This is a genomic window from Streptomyces sp. NPDC055815 (genome assembly GCF_053616475.1).
Map to the genome: position 1 here is coordinate 29,334 of NZ_JBSHDU010000044.1, position 21,223 is coordinate 50,556.

Genomic DNA, 21,223 nt, shown 5'->3' on the forward strand with positions numbered 1-21,223 from the left:
GCGTGACTTCCATTTATGCCCAGGTAGGAGGTGTTTTGTTCTCCTTGGGGATTTCCCTGAAGTCGAACGACTCCTGAGATGGCCGCCCAAGCGGGAGTCGCCGCAGGGACTGATTCGCCGACCGCATCAGTCGAATCTTTACTATGCGTAAAAAGACTTAATAGAGAGTGAATATTTTGGTAGCCTCCCTTCCGTGTGACCCCCGTCGGCATGACTGCTGCGGGATCTCGGTACACGGGTGAGGCAGGTTGCCTTGCCGCATCCTTAGGGTCCCGCCGTCGGAGGGGCCCTGATCCTGGTTGATTTGATGGGGCGATGCTGTGAGCGCCGGGTCCTCCAGCGAGCGCAAGGCCGTGCTCGCCATATCCGGCTCGCCTCATGGGGCACAAGGTGCGCAGTTACCACCGAGCTGTCACCTCCGGGGTGAGCGCCGCTGGCATCCACACCGCGCGCCTTGCCTGCCGGACCGCTCCTGTTGGCCGTGACGCGTTACCCCTCCGCGGGTCCGCCGACACCCCGATGGTGGCCGCAGAGACCCCCGAGTGCCTGTGCGCCGCGGCTCGCCGTCCATGAGCGGGCGGCCAAGGAAACCTTCCCTGCTGCCAGGCTTTCCGGTGGCACATCCCGAAAAACAACCTAGGCCGCACTGCGACGCATCAATGCTTCGCTTACCGGTCAGAAGGATTCAACGCATGCCCATATACGGCGCAGAAGAGTGGCCGGTAGAGAGTCCGGAAAGTCCGAATTCGAAGCATAAAATTCGGGCAGTGTCAAAAGAGCGTCGTCGCCTCTCTGTTGCAATCCTTTCCGCTGTAGGGGTGACGCCCCTTTCAATACTTCTCCTGGGGGAAGAGTTGGGTAACACTATCTCTGGTCGATTTACCCTCGGGATGCTCATACTGGGTCTCCAGAACCTAGCCGTAATCGTTTCTGTCGTCTGGTACAACAAGGTGGAGCGCGCGTGAACGCACAGAACTCTCTGGCGGCTTCTTCGGACGGGCTGATATCGCCAGTCGTCATCTTTGTGCTTTTCGTGATGGCCTCGTTCCTCCTCTGCCTCTTCGTGGGTATCAGGAATGACAGCGTTTCTGAATTCTTCAGTGCCGAGAGGGGTATTTCGAAATTCCAGAACACTCTCGCGCTGTGCGGGGACTGGATACCGGTTACCGCTCTACTCGGTAATGTTAGTGCAATTGCTGTCGGCGGCTTCGATGGAATGGTGATCGCGGCTAGCGTGACTGCGGGTCCCGCGATTCTCCTTCTCTTGGCGGGTCCGCTCCGATCTGCAGGGGGGTTCACCCTGAGCGGAATCATGTTGCGCCGTTTCCCGGGGCGCGCGACTCGGATAGCAGGGGCCGTTATTACGGTAGCCATGTGCATCCCGATGGCAATCGTCCAGCTCACGGTCGCGGGAGACGCCACGGCGTACGTCTTCGGCCTGGACAGCGAAGCGGCCTCCCAGGTCTGCACTGCTCTGAACGGAATGCTCATCATCAGCTTCGCCGCCTTCGGCGGTATGCGAGGCACGAGCATGATTCAGCTCGTCAAGACCGTGCTCGTTCTGACCACTCTTTTGGCGCTTACTTGGGTCGTCCTTCGACACGAGAACTGGGACTTCGGGGCGATCGTGGAGGGGGCTGGTCAGAAGAGCGGCGACGTTCATTCCTACTATTCTCCCGGAAAGTTGTACGGAGACTCATTGGAAGGAAAGCTGGATGTAGTTTCCTTGGCTGTCACAGCCGCGCTCGGTGCCGCAGCCCTGCCCCATATCTTCATGCGCCTAAACGTATTTACTGACGGACGATCCGTCCGCCAGGGGGCGGTATCTGCGACGATCATCCTTTCTCTGTGCGCTGTCCTCATGGCGACAATCGGACTGGCTTCGGCGGCAATGGTTGGCGATCAGCCTCTCACGCTCCGCGACCAGCAGGGAATTTCAGCTCTTTTCCTCCTCTCGGGAAGCTTGAACAACGGGACTGTCGGAGAAATATTGGTTTCCCTTGTTTCGTGTGCTGTTTTCGCTACCGCCCTCAGCACGGCATCGGGTATCACCCTCGCCGTCGGTTCTCTCGTTAGCGACCTGTACCCCTCATCGCGAAAGTACACTGAAAGAGAAGAGGGGAAGCAAGTATCCCTGGCTCGCTGGTTCATTATCGGTTCGGGCGCTCTGAGTCTTTTCCTGGCGGTGAAGCTTCACACCTGGAGCGTTGTCTCGATGACTTCTTTCGTTTTCGCTATCGGTGCGTCCGTGGTGCTCCCAGTGATTGTTTACGGACTTCTCTGGGGCGGCTTCAACCGAACCGGTCTGTATGCGACCATGTACGGATCCTTCGCCTTCTGTGTCTTCCTTCAGGTCTTCAGCCCGAGCGTTTCCGGAAGCCCCATCGCGCTACTCCCGGACAGGGACTTCCACTGGTTCCCTCTGCACCACATATCCCTGGTTTCCGTACCAGCAGGATTCCTCATCGGGTGGGTCGCAAGTCGCCTCGATGGACCTCTGCGTGCAAGGAAAGGAGCTGCTTCCGGAGCTCGCCTCAAGGCTTCTGCGTGATCTCTCCCTGTTCTCCTATTCATTTCCCAAATAATTAGGAGACGGAAGATTCATCCGGCTTGCCCCACCCCCGGCCACACGCGGGGGTGGGGCGCTTGTGGCAGGCGCAATGGAGGTTCGACCGGGTCAGACGGGTTTGGTCTGCCAGCTCGGTTCGGTCTTGCGGTCCAAGCCATCATGAGGGCCCAGAGGTCGAGGCATCCGAACTGTCAGCAAGGCTGCACAGGTTGTTTTCTCGCCCAGCTGTTCAGCTTGCCGCTCGGGTGCCGCGATATCACATAGTTCTTGGAGCCGGCCCGTCCCCGGTCGACCTGCGGCGGGCCCGTCTGGAGCCCTCTCTCTAGCGCTCTGACGTGGCTGGATTCGACGACCGTTCTCGACCAGTCGAAGACGGGCCGCAGCATTCAGCTCGGCCGGCAACACCTCGTGGGGCTGTCGCCAGAGCTCGTTCCAGTCCCGCAGCCGACGCCGGCACGTTGCTCGCGGCCCGGGTACCTGAGCCGCCTCTCCCGCTTCGGCAAGAGCGGATCAATCCGCTCCCACAGGTCATCCGGCACGATCCACGGCGAAGCCCTCATCACATCGAAGCAGACCAGCCCCATGGAATCCGCCACGGCGGCCGCGTAGGCCGATGCCTCCTCGGCCACGCTCCACCGCATGGGGAAGTAGATCAGCGGGCCAGTAGCCTTGCCGATCAACGGACCGGTCGACCAGGGGGAGGTTTCCTCCCGCTACGCCTCCCCAGGCCGTCTACAGCAGGTGCCGGTTCGGTTCCTTCGCCGCGTCGGCGTACTCGGGTAGTTCGACGACGGTGACGCCGGCGTGCTGGAGGAGTTCGGCGCCGTCGGCTCCGGGGACGAAGGTGTCGGGCTCGCGCCAGGCGGTGACGACGCGGCGGATCCCGGCATCCTTGATGAGCTGGGCGCACGGCCTGGGCCGCGAGGCGCGTTTCGCGCAGGGCTCCAGCGAGCTGTATACGGTGGCGCCGGCCAGACGTGGCTCGCCCGCAGGAAGCTTGGCGAGGGCGCCTTCCTCGGCATGGTCGTGGGGGTCGTTCTCACGTGAGTATCCGCGGGCGAGCTCGGTTCCGTCGGCGGCGACGATGACCGCTCCCACACTGAAGGCCGTGTCGGACGGTGGGCAGTGGGTGGCGAGTTCGCAGGCGAGCGCGAGCCAGTCCCGGTCCGCGGAGGAGGCTTCGTGGCCGGCACCGGGCCGGCCGCGGCCGGTGGGACCGGGGGCCGGGGCGGGTGTGGGGATGGGTGTCATCGGGGCTCCGTGCTGATGTCCTTGGGGGCGTACCTGAGGAGTACCACGTCGCCGATCTGCCGTGTTTCCAAGAGCCGCAGACGTGCGGAGGGCCCGCCCGTGTAGTGGGCGGGGCCGAGCATGCGCACGGCGTCGCTCTGCCCGACCAGGAGAGGGGCGATGACGAGCTGCAGCTCATCGGCGAGCTGCCCCTCGAGGAGCTGGGTGTGGATGGTCCCGCCGCCCTCGACCATCAGCCGCCGCACGCCATACACCTCGCCGAGGACGTCAAGGGCGACCGGCCAGGTGGCATCCTGCGGAACGCCCTGAATGGTGGCGAGGCCGCCCAGAGCCTTGCCGGCTTTCTCCGCTGCCTGGCTGCCGACGGCCAGCACGAGCTTCTCGCCGCCGTGATGCCAGAACTTCCACTCCGGGTCGAGGTCACCGGTGCCCGTGATCGTGACCTTCAGCGGGTACTCGGGAAGGCCAGCGGTGAGACGGTCGGCGCGCCGCTGAGACGAGTTCACCAGAAGCCGGGGATTGTCGGCGCGCAGTGTTCCGGCGCCGACGAGGATCGCGTCGACGGACGCGCGCACGGAATCGACACGGTCGAAGTCCGCAGGGTTGGAGAGCATCAGCCGGTCCTCGCCCGGCCGGGTGTCGAGGTAGCCATCCAGGGACACGGCGGCGGACAGCAGGACGTAAGGGCGGGGTGACACGGGGCGGCTCCAGTGCGACGCGGGGCGGGAAAGCGGTGCGGGTGGATGGGTGTCAGGCGGGGTGGAGGACGATCCGGTCCAGCGCGTCCCGGAATTCGGCGACGCCCTGCTCGCCGACGGTGGTGGACAGGGCGTGGTCGAGGAGATCGAGCTGGCCGATGATGCGGGCCGAACCGGTCTCCGCGGCGACACCCACCGCCTGCAGGCCGATCCGGGCGGCGAGCGGGATGTTGCCGGTTCCTGCGTGGGCCCGGGCCGCGCGGGCGAGATAGACGCCGCGGTCACGCCGGTAGGCGCCGGGCAGTTCGGCGATCGCCGTGTCGAATCCCCGCGCGGCCTGCTCGTAGCATCCGAGAGCGGCCAGCGAGCGGGCACGGGCGGTATGGACGTACGCCTCATCCAGCCATGAACCCCACACCCCGTCCACCTCCGCGCCCCCCAAGAGCGCGAGCGCGGAGTCGTAAGCCCTGAGAGCCCGTGTCCCGTCACCGAGGACGGCGTGCGCATGCGCCTGGTGCATGACGGCGATGACCTCGAGCCGACTGCCAGAGCGGGCGGTGCGCCGGGCGGCGGCCGCCAGCCCAAGGGCATCCGAGGGGTGCCCGGTGTCGACGGCGAGCTGAGCCTTGCGGCCCAGGATGTACGCGGTCAGGTCGCTGTCGCCGGTGATGTGGGAAGCATCCAACGCTCGGGCGGTGTGGCCGTGAGCGCAGCGGTCGTCACCGATGTCCTGGGCCAGCCACCCAGCCAGTTCCTCAAACCGGGTCTCGAGCGACAACAACCGCACCGCATCCGTACCCCGGGCGGTGCGGCGGCGCGCCGTGAGCTGGGCCAGGTGCTGCTGGACCGCGGGCAGGACGTGCCGGGCACCGATCAGGTTGTCCGTCTGGATCAGCACACGCCGCAGCTGCGCATAGTGCTCGACAGGCGATCCCATGTCACCCGGGAGCGTGCCGGCGAACGCCGTCGTGGCGGGCAACGCGGTCGAGGCGAGGCCGGCGAGTCCGGAAGCCAGGACGACGCGGCGGGGCACAGGCACGAACAGGATCCTTCCCTTGATACGGCAGGGCACGACGACCGTGTCCGTGTCGCCATGATCGGAGCCTGCCTGCCCGGACAAGCCTGCGACCAGATCATCGGGGGTCGTGGCCCCATCCGCTGCGCGACTGGCCCCATGACCCCGAACCCCAGCTCTGGACATCCCGAGCCCCAAGTCCTCCGGCACGCTGACAGCGGGGGAGTGGGAGGCTTGTCGCTGCGCCCATTCCCAGAGCCGGACCAGTGCCCCGCAGGCATCCAGGGCCCGGTCGACGGCGACCGCGATCTCACGAGGGACGGGCCGTTCGGCGCGCTCCAGGCGCGCGAGGTGCGACCGGTCGATCAGAGCGCGTGCGGCCAGCTCCTGCTGGGAGAGTCCGCGTGCGATGCGGGTCTGCCGTAACTCGTGTCCCCACCGGTGCCACGGGCCGGCCCCGGGCGTCAGTTGCTTCGGCCGCTGCCCCATGCCTCCCGCCCCTTCCCTGAGCCTCCAGCCCCGATGCTCTGCTGCTCCCGGCGTCATCGCCACGGTTCCCATGGGGCCAGCGGGGCCGGCACACCGGGCCCCATGCCGCGCCTGGCCACCGCGCCTGCCCACGGCTTCGATGGGTGATGCGAGCCGTCACACCGTATCCGAACACCCACCACAACTAACCGACTTGGAGGCGCCGACGTGACCGAACCGGCCACCCCCTCCACCCATCCCGCCCGCGCCGGGCGGGGCGGATCGGGCAGGAGCCCGCATGCCGGCATCGTCCACGCCCCCCAGGCACTTCTCGACGGCACCGTGCTGCTCGACCGGGACGTGCACGAACGGCTCGTCGACACCGTCCTGACCTGGCGACGCAACACCGCCGTCCTGCTGCCGGCTGACCTCGACCAGATCACCCTCCAGCTCACCGGCTACGGCCGTCTGTTGATCCGGGAGACCAAGGCCGCGTGCGGGCGTCTGCCGCAGACCGACCCGGCCGTACCCCTTGCACGCGCGTCCTGCGCCGAGGCCGTACGCCGATTCGACACGGCACACCGCCCCCGTGACCCGCTCACCGCCGCGCAATCGACGGCCCGCCTCGTGCGCGCCCTACACAGGGCGCTCGACCGCGCTCTCGCCGCCCGGCCCGATCCCGTACCGGCGAAGCCATAGCCCCTGCAAGCGGCTAGTACTGCAACGGTCTTTGCCGTGACGGTTGGGCGGGTGAGTCGTTGGTCTGTTCATGGGTGGGGTATTGGTTGATGCCCGGTCGTGGGCGGGTGAGCTGAAGGCTCTGCATGAGCGGTTCGTGCACCGTTTCGCCAGGTCGGAGCCGCGTGAGTCGGCGCTCGCCTATATGCGGGGGTTGATCGCTCCGCTCGAGCGGAAGAACGGCTGGACGCTGGCGGAGGAGGCCGGGCACGGAGGTCCGGACCGGATCCACAGGTTGCTGAACCGGATCGACTGGGACGCGGAGGAGGTCCTGGACGACGTGCGCGAGTACGTCGTCGAGCACCTCGGCGATCGGGAAGCGGTGCTGATCGTGGACGACACCGGTTTCCTGAAGAAGGGAGACCGGTCGGCCGGGGTCCAGCGGCAGTACTCGGGCACGGCCGGACGGACGGAGAACTGCCAGGTCGGGGTCTTCCTCGCCTATGCCACGGCCCGAGGCCGCACCCTCATCGACCGGCGCCTCTACCTGCCGGCGTCCTGGACGGACGACCGGGAACGGTGCCGACAGGCCGGCATCGCCGACACGACCGCCTTCGAGACGAAGGTTGCGATGGCCAGGGCGATGGTCCGCCGCGCGATCGAGGAGAAGATCCCGTTCGGCTGGGTCACCGCGGACGCCGGCTACGGCTACTCGAAAAGCTGGCGGACCGAACTGGAACGGGCCGATGTCTTCCATGTCATGGCCACCACCCGCCACGACACCGTCGTCACCCGCTGGGCCATGGACCACCCGGTTCACGACCTGTTCAACGGACTGGCCAGGCAGAAGTGGAAACGCCGGTCCTGCGGCAACGGCTCCCACGGCCCCCGGGTCTTCGACTGGGCGAGGGTCGAGGTCAGGCCCTGGCACCGGGAAGACCGCCGGCACTGGGTGATCGCCCGCCGCAGCGTCCGCCGACCCGAGGAGATCTCCTACTACGTCGCCTACTGCCCCGCCGAGGCCACCCTGGACCAGCTGATCCACGTCGCCGGTGCCCGCTGGGCTGTCGAGGAGTGCTTCCAGACCGCCAAGCAGGAATGCGGCCTGGACGACTACCAGGTTCGCCGCTACCCCGGCTGGCACCGCCACATGACCCTCGCCATGGCCGCCCACGCCTGCCTCACCGTGCTGCGGGCCCGCGAACTCGACACCGGGAAAGCAGAAACGGATCCTCCGAACTCGTCCCCCTCAGCCTCCCCGAGCTCAGACGCCTGATCCACCGCCTCACCCACCGCCACCCAGCACCCGTCGACCACGTCCTGCACTGGTCCAACTGGCGACGCAGACGACAACAACAAGCCCGCCTCAGCCACTACAAACGACGCGGCCACACACCACCAGAAACTGCCCAACCGTCACAGCAAAGACCGTTGCAGTACTAGCCCCCTGGGGAACGGCGCCTGAGCCCCAGGCCCGCCAGGCAGGGGCGGGGCCCATCCATACACTCCCGCACACCGCTCCCCTTCAAGGCGATGCGCGGGCCCGCGGTCGGGAAGTCCGGCCGCCCCGACCCATCGAAGGAGGCCGATCGAGATGAAGAGCTCGAACACCCCACAGCCCCGCAAGAACGGGCAGCCGGGCGGTCTGGTCCGTGCGCGCCGCGCGATCGCCGCGGCCCGCAGCCGGGGCGTGATCCCGTCGGACGGCGGCGGCACCGGCCGCTCGGACTCCAACGACTAGAAGGGGGACACCGCGCGATGACCGTCCCGTTCATCGCGGAACGTCTGGGCCAGGACTTCCTGGCCCAGACGTATACCCGCGACTACCTGCACCTGCCCGGCGCCGTCACGAACCCAGGCACCCTGTTCTCCTACGGCACCCTCAGCGACCTCATCGCGGCCCACCGCCTGGAGCCCCCGCGACTGCGACTGTCCGCCGACGGCCAGACCCTCCCGGCACACCACTACGCCGTACCGGTCACGAGCCGCCGGGCCACCGTGTGGCAGCGGACCTACCCGGCGGAGCTCCACGAGCGGCTCGCCGAGGGCGCCTCCCTCGTCCTCGACGCGGTCGACGAACTCCACGATCCGGTCGGCGACCTCGCCGCCGCCCTGGAGAAACACCTGCGCACCCACGTCCAGGTCAACGCCTACGCCTCCTGGACGCCGACCGAGGGCTTCGGCACCCACTGGGACGACCACGACACCCTCATCATCCAGATCGCCGGCACGAAGCGGTGGCGCCTGTTCGGGCCGACCCGCGAACGCCCGATGTACCGGGACGTCACCACCCCCGAGCCCCCGCCCGAACAGCCACTCGCCGACCTCACCCTCCATTCCGGAGACGTGCTGTATGTGCCGCGCGGCTGGTGGCATTCGGTCACCGCTGACCAGGGCGAGGCATCCCTGCATCTGACGTGCGGCCTCGCCCCGCATACCGGTGCTGACCTCATCACCTGGGCAGCTGACCGGCTCCGTGCGAGCACGACAGCCCGCACCGACCTTCCTCTCCACGCCAGTGCCGAAGGCCAGGCCGACTACGTCGCCGCCCTGCGCAAGGAACTCGACACCCTCTTCGACACCCCCGGCCTCCTCGACGCCTACACGGCCGCCCGGGACGCCGAAGACCTCGGACGGCTCCGCCCCTCGCTTCCGCACATCCACTGTGTGCCCGCCGACCCCGGTCTGCTCGTACGCCTCACCACCGCCCGCGCCCGCACCACTCGCGTCACGGTCGACGGAGAGAGCCTGGTCCGGCTCACCGCGGCCGGCAACGAGATCGACCTCGGCCCGGCCGCCCACCCGCTCCTCGACATCCTCCTCGCCGCCATGCCGGCATGGACGCCGCTCGGAGACCTCGCCACCGCGAGCCAGCTCCCGGTCGGCGACGTCGCGCTCGTCGTCCAGGAACTCCTCGCCGCCCAGGCGGCCACAGTCCGCCCGGGGGAGCGCTGATGACCGCGACCCTCGCACTGGGCACCTACCGCATCCCCGCCGACCGGATGAACCAGGCCGCTGAACACGCCGCCACTGCCCCCATGCCGTGGGTCGATACCGCCCCCAACTACTGCGACGGCAACGCCCACCGGCTCCTCGCCCCGGCGCTGGCCGCGCACCCGCGCCTGCGGGTCGCGACCAAGAGCGGCTACCTCACCCCCAAAGCAATCCGAGCGGCCGCCGCAGACGGCATCCCCATACCTGCCGATGCCCGGCACAGCCTCGATCCCGCTGTGGTGGGCTGGCAGGTGGAACGAGCCCGGGCGGAACTTGGCCGAGACCGGCTCGACACCGTGTTCGTCCACAACCCCGAGCACCTACCCGACGACCAGCTTGCGGTCGGACTGCGAAACGTCTTCGCCGTCCTGGAGGAAGATGTGGCTTGCGGACGGATCGCCTCCTACGGCGTTGCCACCTGGAACGGCTTCACCGACGGCCGTTTCACCGTCGCCACCCTGAACCGCCTCGCCCAGACCGCGGCCGGCAGCCACGACCACCACCTGACGACGATCCAGCTCCCCGTCTCGCTCATCGAGGACACCGCCCTCGCACAAGCACTCCTGGGGCGCGGACCGATTGCCCACGCCGTCGACCACGGCTGGCACGTGCACGCCTCCGCACCCCTGCACGGCGGCGAGCTCGCCCGACTCGACGGCGGCGCCGAACTCGCCGGCCTCATCCGCCCCGGAACCACGATCGCCGAAGCAGCGCTCGCCGCAGTCGCCTCCTGCCCCGGCATCGAACGCGTCCTTGTGTCCACTGCCGATCCGCGACACTGGGACCGCGCCCTCACGGCGCTCGCTCACGACCCCGTACCGGCCACCACCCTGCGGAGCGTTCTTCGTGTACTCGCCACCGCCTGACCCCACCGACGAGGAGCGCATGACCGCCGCCCATACCCGGGCCGCGGCCGCCCTCAACACCACCGCCTCTGGCCCACCTGCCTGGGGCCATCGGGGGCGCACTCTCGGCCGCCGTACCGACCACCCTCTTCACGGCGCCTGCTGGCTCCGTCTCCAGACCGCCCCCGACGGGAAGGAAGGCGGCCGAACCTGGACCGGACAGGAACAGGCAGCGCTCCTGTTCCCCACCGTCCGCAAGCCCACCCTGCACGCGATCCACGACGCCACCACCGACGCACACGCCTACCGCGCCGAGCTCACCACCTTCGTCGACGAACCCGTCCTCTCCCCGAGCGGCCCCGTCCTCCATGACGAACTCGACCTGCCCGACACCTGGTTCAAGAAGATCCGTGAAGACCTCGGTGCTGTCGCCGCAACGGCGACCGACCGGGTCAGCGTCCGCCAGCAATGGATCGACCGCGCCGTCCCTCAATTCACCGGACGCCCCGCGCCCCAGATCACCGACTGGACCTGCGCCCACGGCGACCTCCACACCGCCAACCTCACGGCCGGCGCCACGATCCTGGACTGGGAGGGCTTCGGCCTCGCGCCCCGAGGCTGGGACGCCGCACTCCTGTACTCCTACGCACTCCTCGCACCGGCCACCGCCGCCCGCATCCGAGAGGCGTTCGCCGACATCCTCGACACTCACACCGGCCGCACCGCGCTCCTCGTTGTTGCCGCCGATCTCCTCCAGGCCGCCTCGCGCGGTGACCACCCCGACCTCGTCGCCCCGTTGCACCGTCTTGTCGACGAGATCACCAGCAGGTCCACCTTCCCGGCAGAGTGACAGGGCTCAGAAGTCGTGGCCGTCACAGGGAAGGTGTGCAGGTGGCGTGCACCAGCTGGAGATGACCCCGTCGAGCGAGGGCACGGCGTAGCGAGTTTCCACCTGGGATGAGCAGGCCGGGGCCCGGCGAACGCGAGTTCGCCAGAGCGTGTCCGGCCGGGGTCGTGCTACGGGGTGTTGCGCTCCAGGTAGATGGAGGTGAACACGGCGACCTTGGCCCGCAGGGCCCAGGGGTCGAAGGGCTTGCTGATGTAGTCGACGGCGCCGGCCTGGTACCCGCGGGCGGAGTGCTCCGGCCCCGCTCCCATCGCGGTCAGGAAGATGATGGGGACGTCACGGGTGCGAGCACGGCGCTTGATGTGGGCGCAGGTCTCGTAGCCGTCCATCTCCGGCATCTGCACGTCCATGAGGATGACGGCGAAGTCGTCGTGGTCGAGCAGCGCTTTCAGCGCCTCCTTACCGGAGGAGACCGTGACGAGTTCCTGGTCGAGCGTCGCGAGGACCGCCGTCATCGCGATCAGGTTGTCCGGCTGGTCGTCGACGATCAGGATCTTCGGCATCTGCTGGGACACCACGGGGGCAGGCAGCGCGGGAGTGACCGTCTCCACGGCCTCCAGCTGCCGTTCCAGCAGATCACACCGGTGTTCGGCCGCGGCATGCAGCGCCTGTGCCGTCCGGAGGTCTGTCTCCAGCCGCCGCACCTCGCTGCGCAGCGCGTCGCGCTCTTCCAACAGGCCGGAGACGTCGGGATGAGCCTCCGCGAGCTCGTCCGCCCGCCGCCTCTCGGCACTGCGGTCGGCCTCCAGCTGACTCAGCCGCACCTCTAGGTCCGCGATGCGGTGCGTACGGTCCAGCAGCGCATCGCCCAGAACATCACCACGCACACTGGAGCGCCGCGAGTCCCGGTCGGCGTCCGCCAACTGCTGCTCCAGGATCTCCACCGCATTGTTGGGCGAAGACCCGGCATCGACAGCCGACCCGTACAGCTCACGCACGAACTCGATGGCCTCAGGAGTGACCACCGTCCCACGGTGCTCGCCCAGATCGGCGAAGAGTTCATTGATCACCTGCCACGGCGGTAACCGGGTCCCGTTCAGATACCGAGAGAACGTCCCCGGATCCCGCCGGCGCCGCGCGGCATACCGGCGCACGGACAACTCCATCCCCTCGAACAGCTCCCGCAGAGCCATGGCCAGCGCCCGGGAAGCGTCGTTGAGACCATCCCCCAGCGGCCGCAGCTCACCCATGTCCCTGCTCCTCGTGCGAGCGCACCACCACCGCATGACCACACTGCGCGGCCTCGCCGGCCTCGGCGCCCACCAGACGGTTGAAGAAAGGCACCGCCAGTGCCGCGACAGCGAGGCCCGCGAGCACGCTGCGCGGTACCCCCTCGCCCGCGAGGACGGTCAGACCTCCGGCCGCGCCGCCGGCGAGCAGCGCGAGCAGAAGCACCAGGGTCGTTCTCAACGACAGCAGCGGCCGATCCATCAAGATCTCCATCCTTCAACCCGGCACAGAGCGCCGGGACTTGTCACTCATCCGGCGGATTGCCAGAGGGGAGGATCCAAGAATGTAGGCCCCCGAAACCGTTGCCATGTGCGATCGGAGAACAGCGGCAACAACGCGTCCGTGTTGCCGCCATCTCGAAATCGCCTTCCACGGTGCGTTCTGGCTGATCAAGCAGACAGAGCGATCGCCTGTTGGCAGGCCGTTGCGCCGCAACACCTGCTGGCCTTCGGCAACAGCAAGCCCCCTGGCTGCCGCCCCAGGCCTTGTGCGTGGTCGCTGCCCGTGCGAGTGGACACCATGGCTGCGCGACAACCTTGGCGAGCTGCAGGCTCACCAGACGTTGCTGTCCTCGACCGTGCCATCGGCATCCCTGCGGCGAGCCGGCTCCGTGACTCTGACGACCAGTCATCCCATCGAGGAGCAGGGAGCCGGTTGCCACCCCGCACTGGCTACCGCCCTCCTTCAGCCCTCCTGCCCCTGGGCGGGAGGTGCACTGGCAATACCGAGCGGCGCGCGCCGGGGGCGTTCACGCCACTTGCCTTTGGAATATGCCGGATACGGCTGCGCAGGCATGGACCGCCTCGGCAAGGTGGTCCTAGCAGCGGGCGAACAGCAATCGCCCACCGAAACGGTGGCGGAGGAGGACGCGATGGCTTGGGAACGGGAGGGGTTCGAGTCCCACGAGGGCGTGGTGGGGGTGCTGCTGGCCGACGGTAGTGAGCCGGGGCCGGTGTTCTTCGACATGGGCAGCAGCAGCTACTTCCATGAGTCGATCGACTGGTGGGCCTACGACGGCACCTTCCGTCGGCCGACGGCGACGACGATGCGGGGCAGGTGTGCGTGCGGCTGGCGCGGCGAGAACACCTACCCCATCGACTGGGAGAAGCTCCGCGAGCTCGAGCCGTACGACTACGACACCTCCGGGCCGGAGAAGGACTGGGACAACCACATGGACCAGGTGGCCGCCGGAGCGATCTCCCTGCCCGAAGACGTCACTGCTCTTTTGTGCCGACTGCGAGAGCACCTGGACCTGCTTCTCGATGACGCGCCGCTCGCTGCACTGAAGGCGGCCGACGACCTGGAGGCGATCGTCGCCATGACCGGCCCCTACGCTGCCTCGCTCGTCACCCGAGGGCAGGCGATCCCGGTGCCGCGGATCGCCGAGGCTCTCGGGATGACGGAGAAGGCGGCCCGCTCCCGTCTCCTCCACTACGAGTACCTGAATCGCTGACCCCGCATCCCAAGGATGGACCTTCGCATCCGCGGGAGATCGTGACCTGGCACACCGTCGTTACTGTCCCGCATCATGCACGCGTTGCCGGTTTCTCACGGTCTTCGGGGACACGCCGGCGGCTGCGGCGATCTCCCGTACCGTCTCACCCTGAGCCCGGCGAAGCCGGAGCTCTGCTCCAGTCAGGTCAGGAGCCCGCCGGGTCACCCGCTTCGCCTGATCGCTGGTGCGTCGTTCCTCTTCGGGGATGCGGCGAATGATCGTCCTGCACGACACGCCTGCCGCGGTGGCAGGATGCCGGGGCATGGGGACGAGAGGCGACAGTGACGAGGCGTATGTGGTGGGCCTGTGCAACCAGGTCCTCGGCGAAACTGCGTTGACGCAGCACAAGTTCGACTGGCTGCTGGGTGATCCCGGAATCGGCGGCCGGCAGGCCAGACTGCCGGTCGACGCCTACTGGCCCGGTCACCGGCTCGTGGTCGAGCACCGCGAGCTTCAGCACGACCAGGCGATGCCTCGCTTCGACAAGCCGGACCGGCTCGCCGTCAGCGGGGTTTCACCGGGGCGAGCAGCGGGCCCTGTACGACGCCCGGCGAGACACGGAGATCCCCGCACACGGACTTCGGCTCGTCGTGATCCGCCCCGCCGACCTCGACGCGGATGGCCGGGGACGGCTGCGACGACGCAGTCAGGAGGCTGACCTGGCCGTGCTGCGACAGCTCCTCGCGCGCGACAGCGACGAGGACCGCGTCATCGACGCCTTCCGCACCTGGCTGCTCGCCGAAGGCTGGACACCGGTCGATCCCACGGACCGCTGGACCGACATCGAAGCCGTACGAGGCGACGACCGGCTGATCTCCGAGGCCAAGGGCCGTACCTCGGAGAAGGGCATCGACGCAGACATCGCCTACGGACAGCTGCTGCGCCGCATGACGAGCCAGGCACCGCGCACACGGTACGCGCTGGTCGTGCCCTCGGCGTCCGTCAAAGCCGCCGAACGGGTTCCCGCGCACGTACGCCGACTGCTGCGAATCGACGTGTACGAGGTCGGGGACGACAACACGGTGCACCAGCTCCCGATATAGACGGACCAGGCCGTCGCCTACATGGGTACCTCCGGCCTTCGCCGGCCACCCCTCGGTATCGGGCCGGACAGTCGTCCGGGGCAAGACGAACTATTGCCGGCCGCATTACCCACCGTCACATGGGGATCGCCGGCAGCCGCTCTGCTCCGAGATGTCCGAGCAGGGGCATGAGAGTTGGGTCTGCAGTGTCGCTACGCAGTACATGCCGGCGCATGAGGCCCGGTGGTGAGGGACAGAGGCGTCGCCATTGCCATCGCCGTATTCGTTGCGGGGATCGTCACGACCCTGCTCGGTGCGAGCCCCGTTGCCGCCGTAGGCGCCAGCGTGGGCACGTTCCTCGGAGATCGCCACCCCTTGGGTTCACGGCCGCGGCCTTCCTCACTTCGTTGTCCCAGAAGCAGGAGGTCCTGTTGGCCTCCTCGTAAACATTCGCTTCTGCTGACGCTGGGTACACGGGAAGGGCAGCACTGCCGGGGTGTCGCCCCTCCGCCTGCTTCGCCGACGGGCCCCGGCATCCTGCCGCGCCTTGGAGAACCACGCACGTGACCACCGCGCCGGCAAGGGCACGGGTTCGGCGTCCGGCTTACGGCAGGAGCACGAGGTAGCCCGGCTGGACGCCCTCGATGGTCGTGATGGCGGTGCCGGAAGTGACCCAGATGCTGGTGGGTTTCTCCCCGGCAGGGATCTGGAAGACCCCGTGCACTGGCCCCTTGCTGTCGGGGTTGAGGCCGAAGGCCGGTGCCGTCTGGCCTTTGCTGTTCCAGTACTGGTCGTAGTCCATGGTGTAGTCGGAATCCTTCTGCGACATGGTGTAGCGCGTGTCCGCGACGTTCAGGCTCACGCGGTTGTCGGCGTCCCAGGACGACTTGCTCTTGCCGACGTTGACCGCGTCCATGGTCAGCACACAGAACTGCTTGCCGGCTTCGGGGGACGGGGTGGCGGTGGGCGCGCCGACCGAGTCGGCCGCGTAGGCCATGACCGCCGGATCGAGTGGCTTGCCGCAGACCACCTTGCGCACGGTGAACTGCCATCGGTGAGGGTCGTCAGCGGTGTCTGAGGCGAGGACCGTGACGGTGAAGGACTGACCGGGATGTGCCGTCCCGAGCACCTCGGCTCCCGGGGGAGCCCCCGCAGGCGCGCTGTCGTGGGACGGGGCTACTGAGCTCGGAGGGCCACTCTCTCCGGAACCGTCCGAGCAAGCCATCAGGACTGCGAGAAGCGAAGCCGCCACCACCACGCGATATGAGTTCTGGCACGCGCTCATGCACCCATGCTGAGGGGCCGCCTCCAGCCCCGCATGCGGACCCCTCGACGGCCCACCCGGCCAGGCACGCTGCAGCAGTCCGCTTCGTCCGCTCGATGAATTCACCGCCAAACCCTCTCCAGCTGCGCTTTCACTCCAAACGTTTCTAATTCAAGGGTAAATCCATAGGTAAATCTGATACAGTCTCAGTGGAGGTGGACCCATGTCGCCAGGGCCGAATGAAGAAGACCTGTTCAGGGCCGTCGAGGCGCTGCTTGCGGGCGGGCCGGAGTTCCCCGACCCCGCCGAGCGGTCGCGTCTGCGTGAGGCAGCCGGTGTCACACAGGCCGGCCTCGCCCAGGTCCTGGAGACCTCGACGCAGACAGTGAAGAACTGGGAAGCGGGACGTAGCGAGCCGCGTCCGCCGCGTCGGGCCCCGTACCTGGCGCTGCTGGAAGGTTGGGCGAAGAAGTACCCGGCTCCCGCCCCGCACGCGACCCAGCCTGCGGACGAGATCCAGGCCGCCCCGGAGGCGACGGCTTCGGTACCCAAGGCGGCACCAGCCGCTGCCGCGGTCCAGCCGCGCCCGCGCGCGGCCCGACCGGCGTCGGCGCCGCGCCGCCCATCCACCCGACCCGCTCCGGTGCGCACCGACGACACGGCTGACCCGCGGTTCGCCAACGGACCGCTCGCCGTCCTCACTGTTGAGGAAGGCGTGCTGCTCGCCTACTGCGCGGGCGGCCTGGTCCTCGACGTTCCCGCCAAGACGCTGGGCGACCTGGTGGAGTGGACGCTGGCCGAGGGCCAGCTTGGCGCACCCCGCCTGGACGGGTCCGGCCGGGACGCCGACCCCCTGCTCGTGCTCACCCCCACCGCGCTCGAGCACTTCGGCCTGCCCGTCGAGCTGAGCGACGACGAGCGCCACGCCGGCCGCCTTGTGGCCGACCACCCGGCGGTGAAGCAGGTCGAGAACACCGAATGGCAGCTGACCCGGCGGGGATTCGGCCCCTGGGCGAGGATCTACCGCCCGGCGCAGGGCAGCCGCCGCATGTGCGTCCAGCTGTGCATCCCGTCGTGGAAGGCGCTCGACACCCGCTCGTGGGGACACGCCGCCGACCTGGCGCCGGCCGACCTGGCCCGCGTGATGAGCCTGTACGCCTCCCGCGTCATCACCCCGCGTGGCTCGACCGCGGTCACCGGTCTGGAGCTGATGACCACGCTGCATCCGCCGACCCGTGCCTCCGCCCCTGATGCCGAGGGCCGCCGGCACAGTGTCCACAACCCCGGCTCCCTGGGGACCGAGCCGATGGATCCGCCGCCGTGCGAGGCGATCAACGGCCACCCCGTCCTGGCTCACCTGCCCCGCTTCCACCAGCGCGGCCCCGCAGAGCGGATCTTCGAGGAGGCGTACGACTGGGCCCGGCCGCTCACCGACGATGAGTGCCTGGGCAGCCACTTGGTCGGCATCGACGTCAACATGGCGTTCGCCGCCGCCGCCAACGGCGCGGTCGTCGGACTTGCGACCCCGCCCGTCCACGCGGTCAACCCCGTCTTCGACCCCAAGGTCCCCGGCTCCTGGCTGGTCGACCTCTCCCACGTCGACCCAGGCCGCGTGCTGGTCGGCAAGAAGTGGACCGAGCTGCGGGGTGATCTGCTGCCCAGCCCATTCACCCAGTACGGCGAGCGCCCCGAAGGCCCTGCCTGGTACGCGACCCCCACCGTCGCCTATGCCGTCGAGCTCGGCTACACCGTCCAGCCACTCGAGGGCTGGCTGCGCCCGGACTCGGGCCGCTACCTGGACGCCTGGTACAAGAAGCTCCGCGACGCCTACATGGCGACGATGGCCGACCTCGGCGTGGAAGAGGGCATGTCCCCGGCCGAGTTCCTGGCCGCCATGGACGGTTACAAGCAGCGCGACCCCGATGCGGCGATCGTTCTGGACGCCATCAAGGGCACGGTGAAGTTCGGCCTCGGCAAGCTCCAGCAGAAGGCCTCCGGCAACTGGGCGCCGGGCCAGCCGTGGCCTGCGCTCTCCCGCCCCACCTGGCGCCCCGACATCCGCGCCGCGGTCATTTCCCGGGCCCGGATCGGCATGCACCGCAAGATGGTCGCGCTCGCCGCCGCCACCGGCCGCTACCCGGTCTCCGTCCTGTCGGACTGCGCGGTCTACGCCGCCGACGGTCCCTCCCCGCTCGACGTCCTGCCTTACAGCTCCGAGGGCAAGACGATCCCCGGCAGTTTCCGGATCGGCATCTCCCCGGGGATGGTCAAGCACGAGGGCACCCGGACTCCGCTGTGGGCCGAGCAGATCCGCGAGCAGACCGACAACCCGCTGCTGAACCTGGCCCGCAACATCAAGACCGGCGCCGTCGGCCCGGACACGGGGGAGTAGAGCCATGGTGGTCAAGACGGTCGGCGAGGGCCTGGACAGGGTCCTGGACAAGGCGCTCACCCGCCCTGTCCCCAAGTCCGCAGGCGCCCAGATGCGGTTCCTGGTCAAGCAGTTCAAGGGCACCCAGGCCGTCGCACAGCTTCTCGGCATCTCCCAGCGCACCGTCGAGCGGTACGTGAAGGACCAGATCAAGAAACCTCGTCCCGAGCTGGCGGCCCGTATGCAGGAAGAGGCCCGCAAGCGGTGGCAGCCGAGGGTGAAGGACAGGGCGAAGAAGGCGGCGGCCACCAGCCAGGGCCTGATGATCGATGTGAGAGCCAGCCTCGGCTATGCGGCCCCGGCCGGCACGACCGACGAGGCCCGCGAGCGCCATCTCACCCTCGCGCTTCCGCCGCACCATGCCGGGCAGATCCTCGCCGCCCAAGTGCGCGGTGAGCGTGACATGCGACAGGCGGTCGCCGACGCGCTGAAGGAGGTGTACTTCCAGCAGCGCGGCACCCGGGCGGCCAGCCTGGAGGAAGTGCGCATGCTGCACGTCGAGCACATCGAGTTCGACCTGTGAAGCCCACCAATCCCGCCAGTTCCCCGGGTTCGGCCTCAGCGCCGCTTCCGCTCCGTCACGTTTTCGGACGGGCCCGGTCGGCGTAGGCGATCAGCTCGGCACGCAGCTCCCGCCCCGCCGCGGCTGCGATCTGACGCTGCAGTTTGTCGAGCTCACCCGCACTGAGCTCGTCGACCCAGACGACCATGCGCTGTTACTCTGCCTTCCTGTCCACCTTCTTCCTTCTTTGCTCCTGCCGCAGCTCTTCGTGCAGATGCTCGTCGTGCTCGTCCAGTTCCCGTGCCTCGGGCAGCCCCCGCCTGGCACGGAAGGCGTGACCGCGTTCCGCGCGGTCGAGGAGCGCCTCGCGGCGGGGGTCGGCATCGGCGCACGGATAGACGGCCGGCTGCAGATCGTGGTCTGCCGGCCGGGGCGGCGCGGGCCGAGGGTCAAGCCGGTCGCGGACGGTGTTCAGGTGGCGGACGACGTCCGGGCGGGCATCGCAGGCGCCCAGAAAGGCATCCAGAAGCCGGGCCGAGGGAAGCCTCTTGCCGCGCAGGACCAGGGCCAGTGTGCTGCGCGGCACGGTACCCCCGGTCATCCTCTCCAGGGCACGCGCCGACAGCCCCGCATCGTCCTTCACCCGGCGCATCGCCCGACCCAGCCCTCTGAGCGTGCTGACCGGTCCGGGAACGTACAGCTTGCGGACGGGCACGGCGGCCTCCAGCCGCTCTGCTTCGGCTTTGTCAGCCGCCTCCAGGAGCCGGACAGCCTCCGCCAAGTCGCCGCCGGCCGCATGAGTGAAGGCGGCCACGACGCTCTTGCTGGGCATACGACCGTCCACGGCCCGGCACAGAGTCGATGCATCGGGCTTACCGCCGCACCGGTACGCCAGAGCACGGTAGGTCCGCTGTCCCTTAGCCGTGAGCAAGTAGTCGATCAGTGCCCGGAGTTCTGCGGAAGGCTCGCCGGACACAGGGGAGGAGGTCACCCCTGGCCCCCGCAGCGCCCCAGCAGGCACACGGCGGGCAGCCGGATCAGCAGGGCGCTGGCGGTCGCGCAGAGCGCGAGCAGAGCGGTCGGCAGGGGACGATGGGCGACGGTGAGGACGGTGACGGCCGTGACCAGGGCGATCACGACGGCCGCCTCGGCGGGGGCGAGCCGGTTGCGCACGCTGTCGGCCGGCCGCTCGGGGATGCCGCCGACCGGAGCGGTACCCGAGGACGGCTCGGGACTGGGCACGATGGACATCAAGAACCTCCTGAAGACAGGGAATGGACGATGGGCACGCGGCACGCCCAAAGAGCAACTGACCGGGAGACACTCCCGCCGGGCGGGGGCTGTGCCCGCTGCCGCGATGCGTCGATGGTGGCAGCCCGAACGCCCCTCGAACCAGCCGCGCTCGCCTCGCCGCCAAGGGGACGTACACCGGCCACGCGCTCATTGCAGCAGGCCGTAGGCCGATGTTGCACCGGCCGGTCACACCTCCGGCACACAAGACCGCACCCACCAGCACAAGACCCCAGACACGAAACGCCTGCTCGACGACAGAGCAGCATCACCTCCGCCTCCGGCACCGCGCGTCGGACATGGCACCGGCCCGCGGGGTTCGGCCGCGGCTGCTGTGCGCTGGGGGCGATGATGGGCCGCTGTGCGCTGCCACCGCCGAGAACGCCATACCTGTCGCGGGGCGGGCGGACAAGAACTGGGCGCTCATCAACGACGCCACGGCCATCCACGCGGACCGCCGCTACATGACCACCCCCCTGCGCAAGCAAAGAATCTTGGTTCACGACGTCACGGGACGGCATGCGACAGCGCACATCCCTCCGACAGCCCCTTTCAGACCGGGAG

Annotated in this window: 19 protein-coding genes and 2 pseudogenes; 11 read left to right on the plus strand and 10 right to left on the minus strand. The window is 68.5% G+C overall.

The genetic code is table 11. The annotated features are described in order from the left end of the window. The first annotated feature begins 961 nt into the window (after nt 1–961). The gene (locus ACWGN5_RS25820; RefSeq protein ID WP_453519259.1) at nt 962–2,551 is read left to right on the plus strand and encodes a sodium:solute symporter family transporter; all 1,590 of its coding nucleotides are present in this window, start codon (nt 962–964) and stop codon (nt 2,549–2,551) included. Nucleotides 2,552–2,820: 269 nt separating this feature from the next. Here the strand turns inward: ACWGN5_RS25820 and ACWGN5_RS25825 are convergent. The 3 genes and pseudogenes from ACWGN5_RS25825 to ACWGN5_RS25835 all read right to left on the minus strand — a co-directional run. Next, nucleotides 2,821–3,153: pseudogene (locus ACWGN5_RS25825) on the minus strand (hypothetical protein); the annotation flags it as partial. A gap of 148 nt (nt 3,154–3,301) precedes the next feature. Then, nucleotides 3,302–4,518, minus strand: a pseudogene (locus ACWGN5_RS25830) (dihydrofolate reductase family protein). A gap of 52 nt (nt 4,519–4,570) precedes the next feature. Next, nucleotides 4,571–6,022, minus strand: a complete 1,452-nt coding sequence (locus ACWGN5_RS25835; RefSeq protein WP_453519260.1) for a helix-turn-helix domain-containing protein — start codon at nt 6,020–6,022, stop codon at nt 4,571–4,573. 207 nt (nt 6,023–6,229) lie between these two features. Here ACWGN5_RS25835 and ACWGN5_RS25840 point away from each other — a divergent pair, with 207 nt between their 5' ends. From ACWGN5_RS25840 to ACWGN5_RS25865, 6 genes are all read left to right on the plus strand, one after another. Then, nucleotides 6,230–6,700, plus strand: a complete 471-nt coding sequence (locus ACWGN5_RS25840) for a DUF6415 family natural product biosynthesis protein (RefSeq protein WP_453519262.1) — start codon at nt 6,230–6,232, stop codon at nt 6,698–6,700. Nucleotides 6,701–6,770: 70 nt separating this feature from the next. Continuing rightward, nucleotides 6,771–7,955 carry an IS701 family transposase gene (locus ACWGN5_RS25845; protein ID WP_453519263.1) on the plus strand — a complete coding sequence of 395 codons (1,185 nt, stop codon included), beginning with the start codon at nt 6,771–6,773 and terminating at the stop codon, nt 7,953–7,955. A 318-nt stretch (nt 7,956–8,273) separates the two neighbouring features. Next, on the plus strand, nt 8,274–8,420 hold the full coding sequence (locus tag ACWGN5_RS25850; protein ID WP_453519266.1) for a hypothetical protein: 147 nt from the start codon (nt 8,274–8,276) through the stop codon (nt 8,418–8,420). Nucleotides 8,421–8,437: 17 nt separating this feature from the next. Next, entirely contained in the window at nt 8,438–9,634 is a 1,197-nt protein-coding gene (locus ACWGN5_RS25855) for a cupin domain-containing protein (protein ID WP_453519268.1), read from the plus strand. Continuing rightward, the gene (locus tag ACWGN5_RS25860) at nt 9,634–10,539 is read left to right on the plus strand and encodes an aldo/keto reductase (RefSeq protein WP_453519270.1); all 906 of its coding nucleotides are present in this window, start codon (nt 9,634–9,636) and stop codon (nt 10,537–10,539) included. Before ACWGN5_RS25855 ends, ACWGN5_RS25860 begins: the two co-directional genes overlap by 1 nt. A 19-nt stretch (nt 10,540–10,558) precedes the next feature. Then, a complete protein-coding gene (locus tag ACWGN5_RS25865; RefSeq protein WP_453519272.1) occupies nt 10,559–11,368 on the plus strand; it encodes a hypothetical protein in 810 nt (269 codons plus the stop codon). Nucleotides 11,369–11,535: 167 nt separating this feature from the next. On the opposite strand, the gene ACWGN5_RS25870 is transcribed toward ACWGN5_RS25865, so the two are convergent. Beyond that, a complete protein-coding gene (locus ACWGN5_RS25870) occupies nt 11,536–12,615 on the minus strand; it encodes a response regulator (protein WP_453519275.1) in 1,080 nt (359 codons plus the stop codon). Then, nucleotides 12,608–12,868: a hypothetical protein gene (locus ACWGN5_RS25875; protein WP_453519278.1), complete on the minus strand. Its 261-nt coding sequence runs from the start codon at nt 12,866–12,868 to the stop codon at nt 12,608–12,610. Before ACWGN5_RS25875 ends, ACWGN5_RS25870 begins: the two co-directional genes overlap by 8 nt. A 580-nt stretch (nt 12,869–13,448) precedes the next feature. Here ACWGN5_RS25875 and ACWGN5_RS25880 point away from each other — a divergent pair. Continuing rightward, a complete protein-coding gene (locus ACWGN5_RS25880) occupies nt 13,449–14,108 on the plus strand; it encodes a hypothetical protein (RefSeq protein ID WP_453519281.1) in 660 nt (219 codons plus the stop codon). Between the two features lie 187 nt (nt 14,109–14,295). Here the strand turns inward: ACWGN5_RS25880 and ACWGN5_RS25885 are convergent, their stop codons facing one another. Further along, nucleotides 14,296–14,610 carry a hypothetical protein gene (locus ACWGN5_RS25885; protein ID WP_453519283.1) on the minus strand — a complete coding sequence of 105 codons (315 nt, stop codon included), beginning with the start codon at nt 14,608–14,610 and terminating at the stop codon, nt 14,296–14,298. Nucleotides 14,611–14,815: 205 nt separating this feature from the next. Here ACWGN5_RS25885 and ACWGN5_RS25890 point away from each other — a divergent pair, with 205 nt between their 5' ends. After that, complete coding sequence (locus ACWGN5_RS25890) at nt 14,816–15,193, plus strand: hypothetical protein (protein ID WP_453519285.1); 378 nt, start codon at nt 14,816–14,818, stop codon at nt 15,191–15,193. Between the two features lie 583 nt (nt 15,194–15,776). Here ACWGN5_RS25890 and ACWGN5_RS25895 read toward each other — a convergent pair. Next, nucleotides 15,777–16,301, minus strand: a complete 525-nt coding sequence (locus ACWGN5_RS25895) for a hypothetical protein (RefSeq protein WP_453519288.1) — start codon at nt 16,299–16,301, stop codon at nt 15,777–15,779. 358 nt (nt 16,302–16,659) lie between these two features. On the opposite strand from ACWGN5_RS25895, the gene tap reads away from it, so the two are divergent. Continuing rightward, nucleotides 16,660–18,828, plus strand: coding sequence for a telomere-associated protein Tap (tap, locus tag ACWGN5_RS25900; protein ID WP_453519290.1), 2,169 nt, complete (start codon nt 16,660–16,662; stop codon nt 18,826–18,828). A 4-nt stretch (nt 18,829–18,832) separates the two neighbouring features. Further along, nucleotides 18,833–19,390, plus strand: coding sequence for a telomere-protecting terminal protein Tpg (gene tpg / locus ACWGN5_RS25905; RefSeq protein ID WP_453519293.1), 558 nt, complete (start codon nt 18,833–18,835; stop codon nt 19,388–19,390). 55 nt (nt 19,391–19,445) lie between these two features. Here the strand turns inward: tpg and ACWGN5_RS25910 are convergent, their stop codons facing one another. From ACWGN5_RS25910 to ACWGN5_RS25920, 3 genes are all read right to left on the minus strand, one after another. Continuing rightward, nucleotides 19,446–19,577, minus strand: coding sequence for a hypothetical protein (locus tag ACWGN5_RS25910; RefSeq protein WP_453519296.1), 132 nt, complete (start codon nt 19,575–19,577; stop codon nt 19,446–19,448). A 6-nt stretch (nt 19,578–19,583) separates the two neighbouring features. After that, entirely contained in the window at nt 19,584–20,201 is a 618-nt protein-coding gene (locus tag ACWGN5_RS25915) for a helix-turn-helix domain-containing protein (RefSeq protein WP_453519299.1), read from the minus strand. 155 nt (nt 20,202–20,356) lie between these two features. Further along, a complete protein-coding gene (locus ACWGN5_RS25920) occupies nt 20,357–20,620 on the minus strand; it encodes a hypothetical protein (RefSeq protein WP_453519302.1) in 264 nt (87 codons plus the stop codon). Nucleotides 20,621–21,223: the final 603 nt, after the last annotated feature.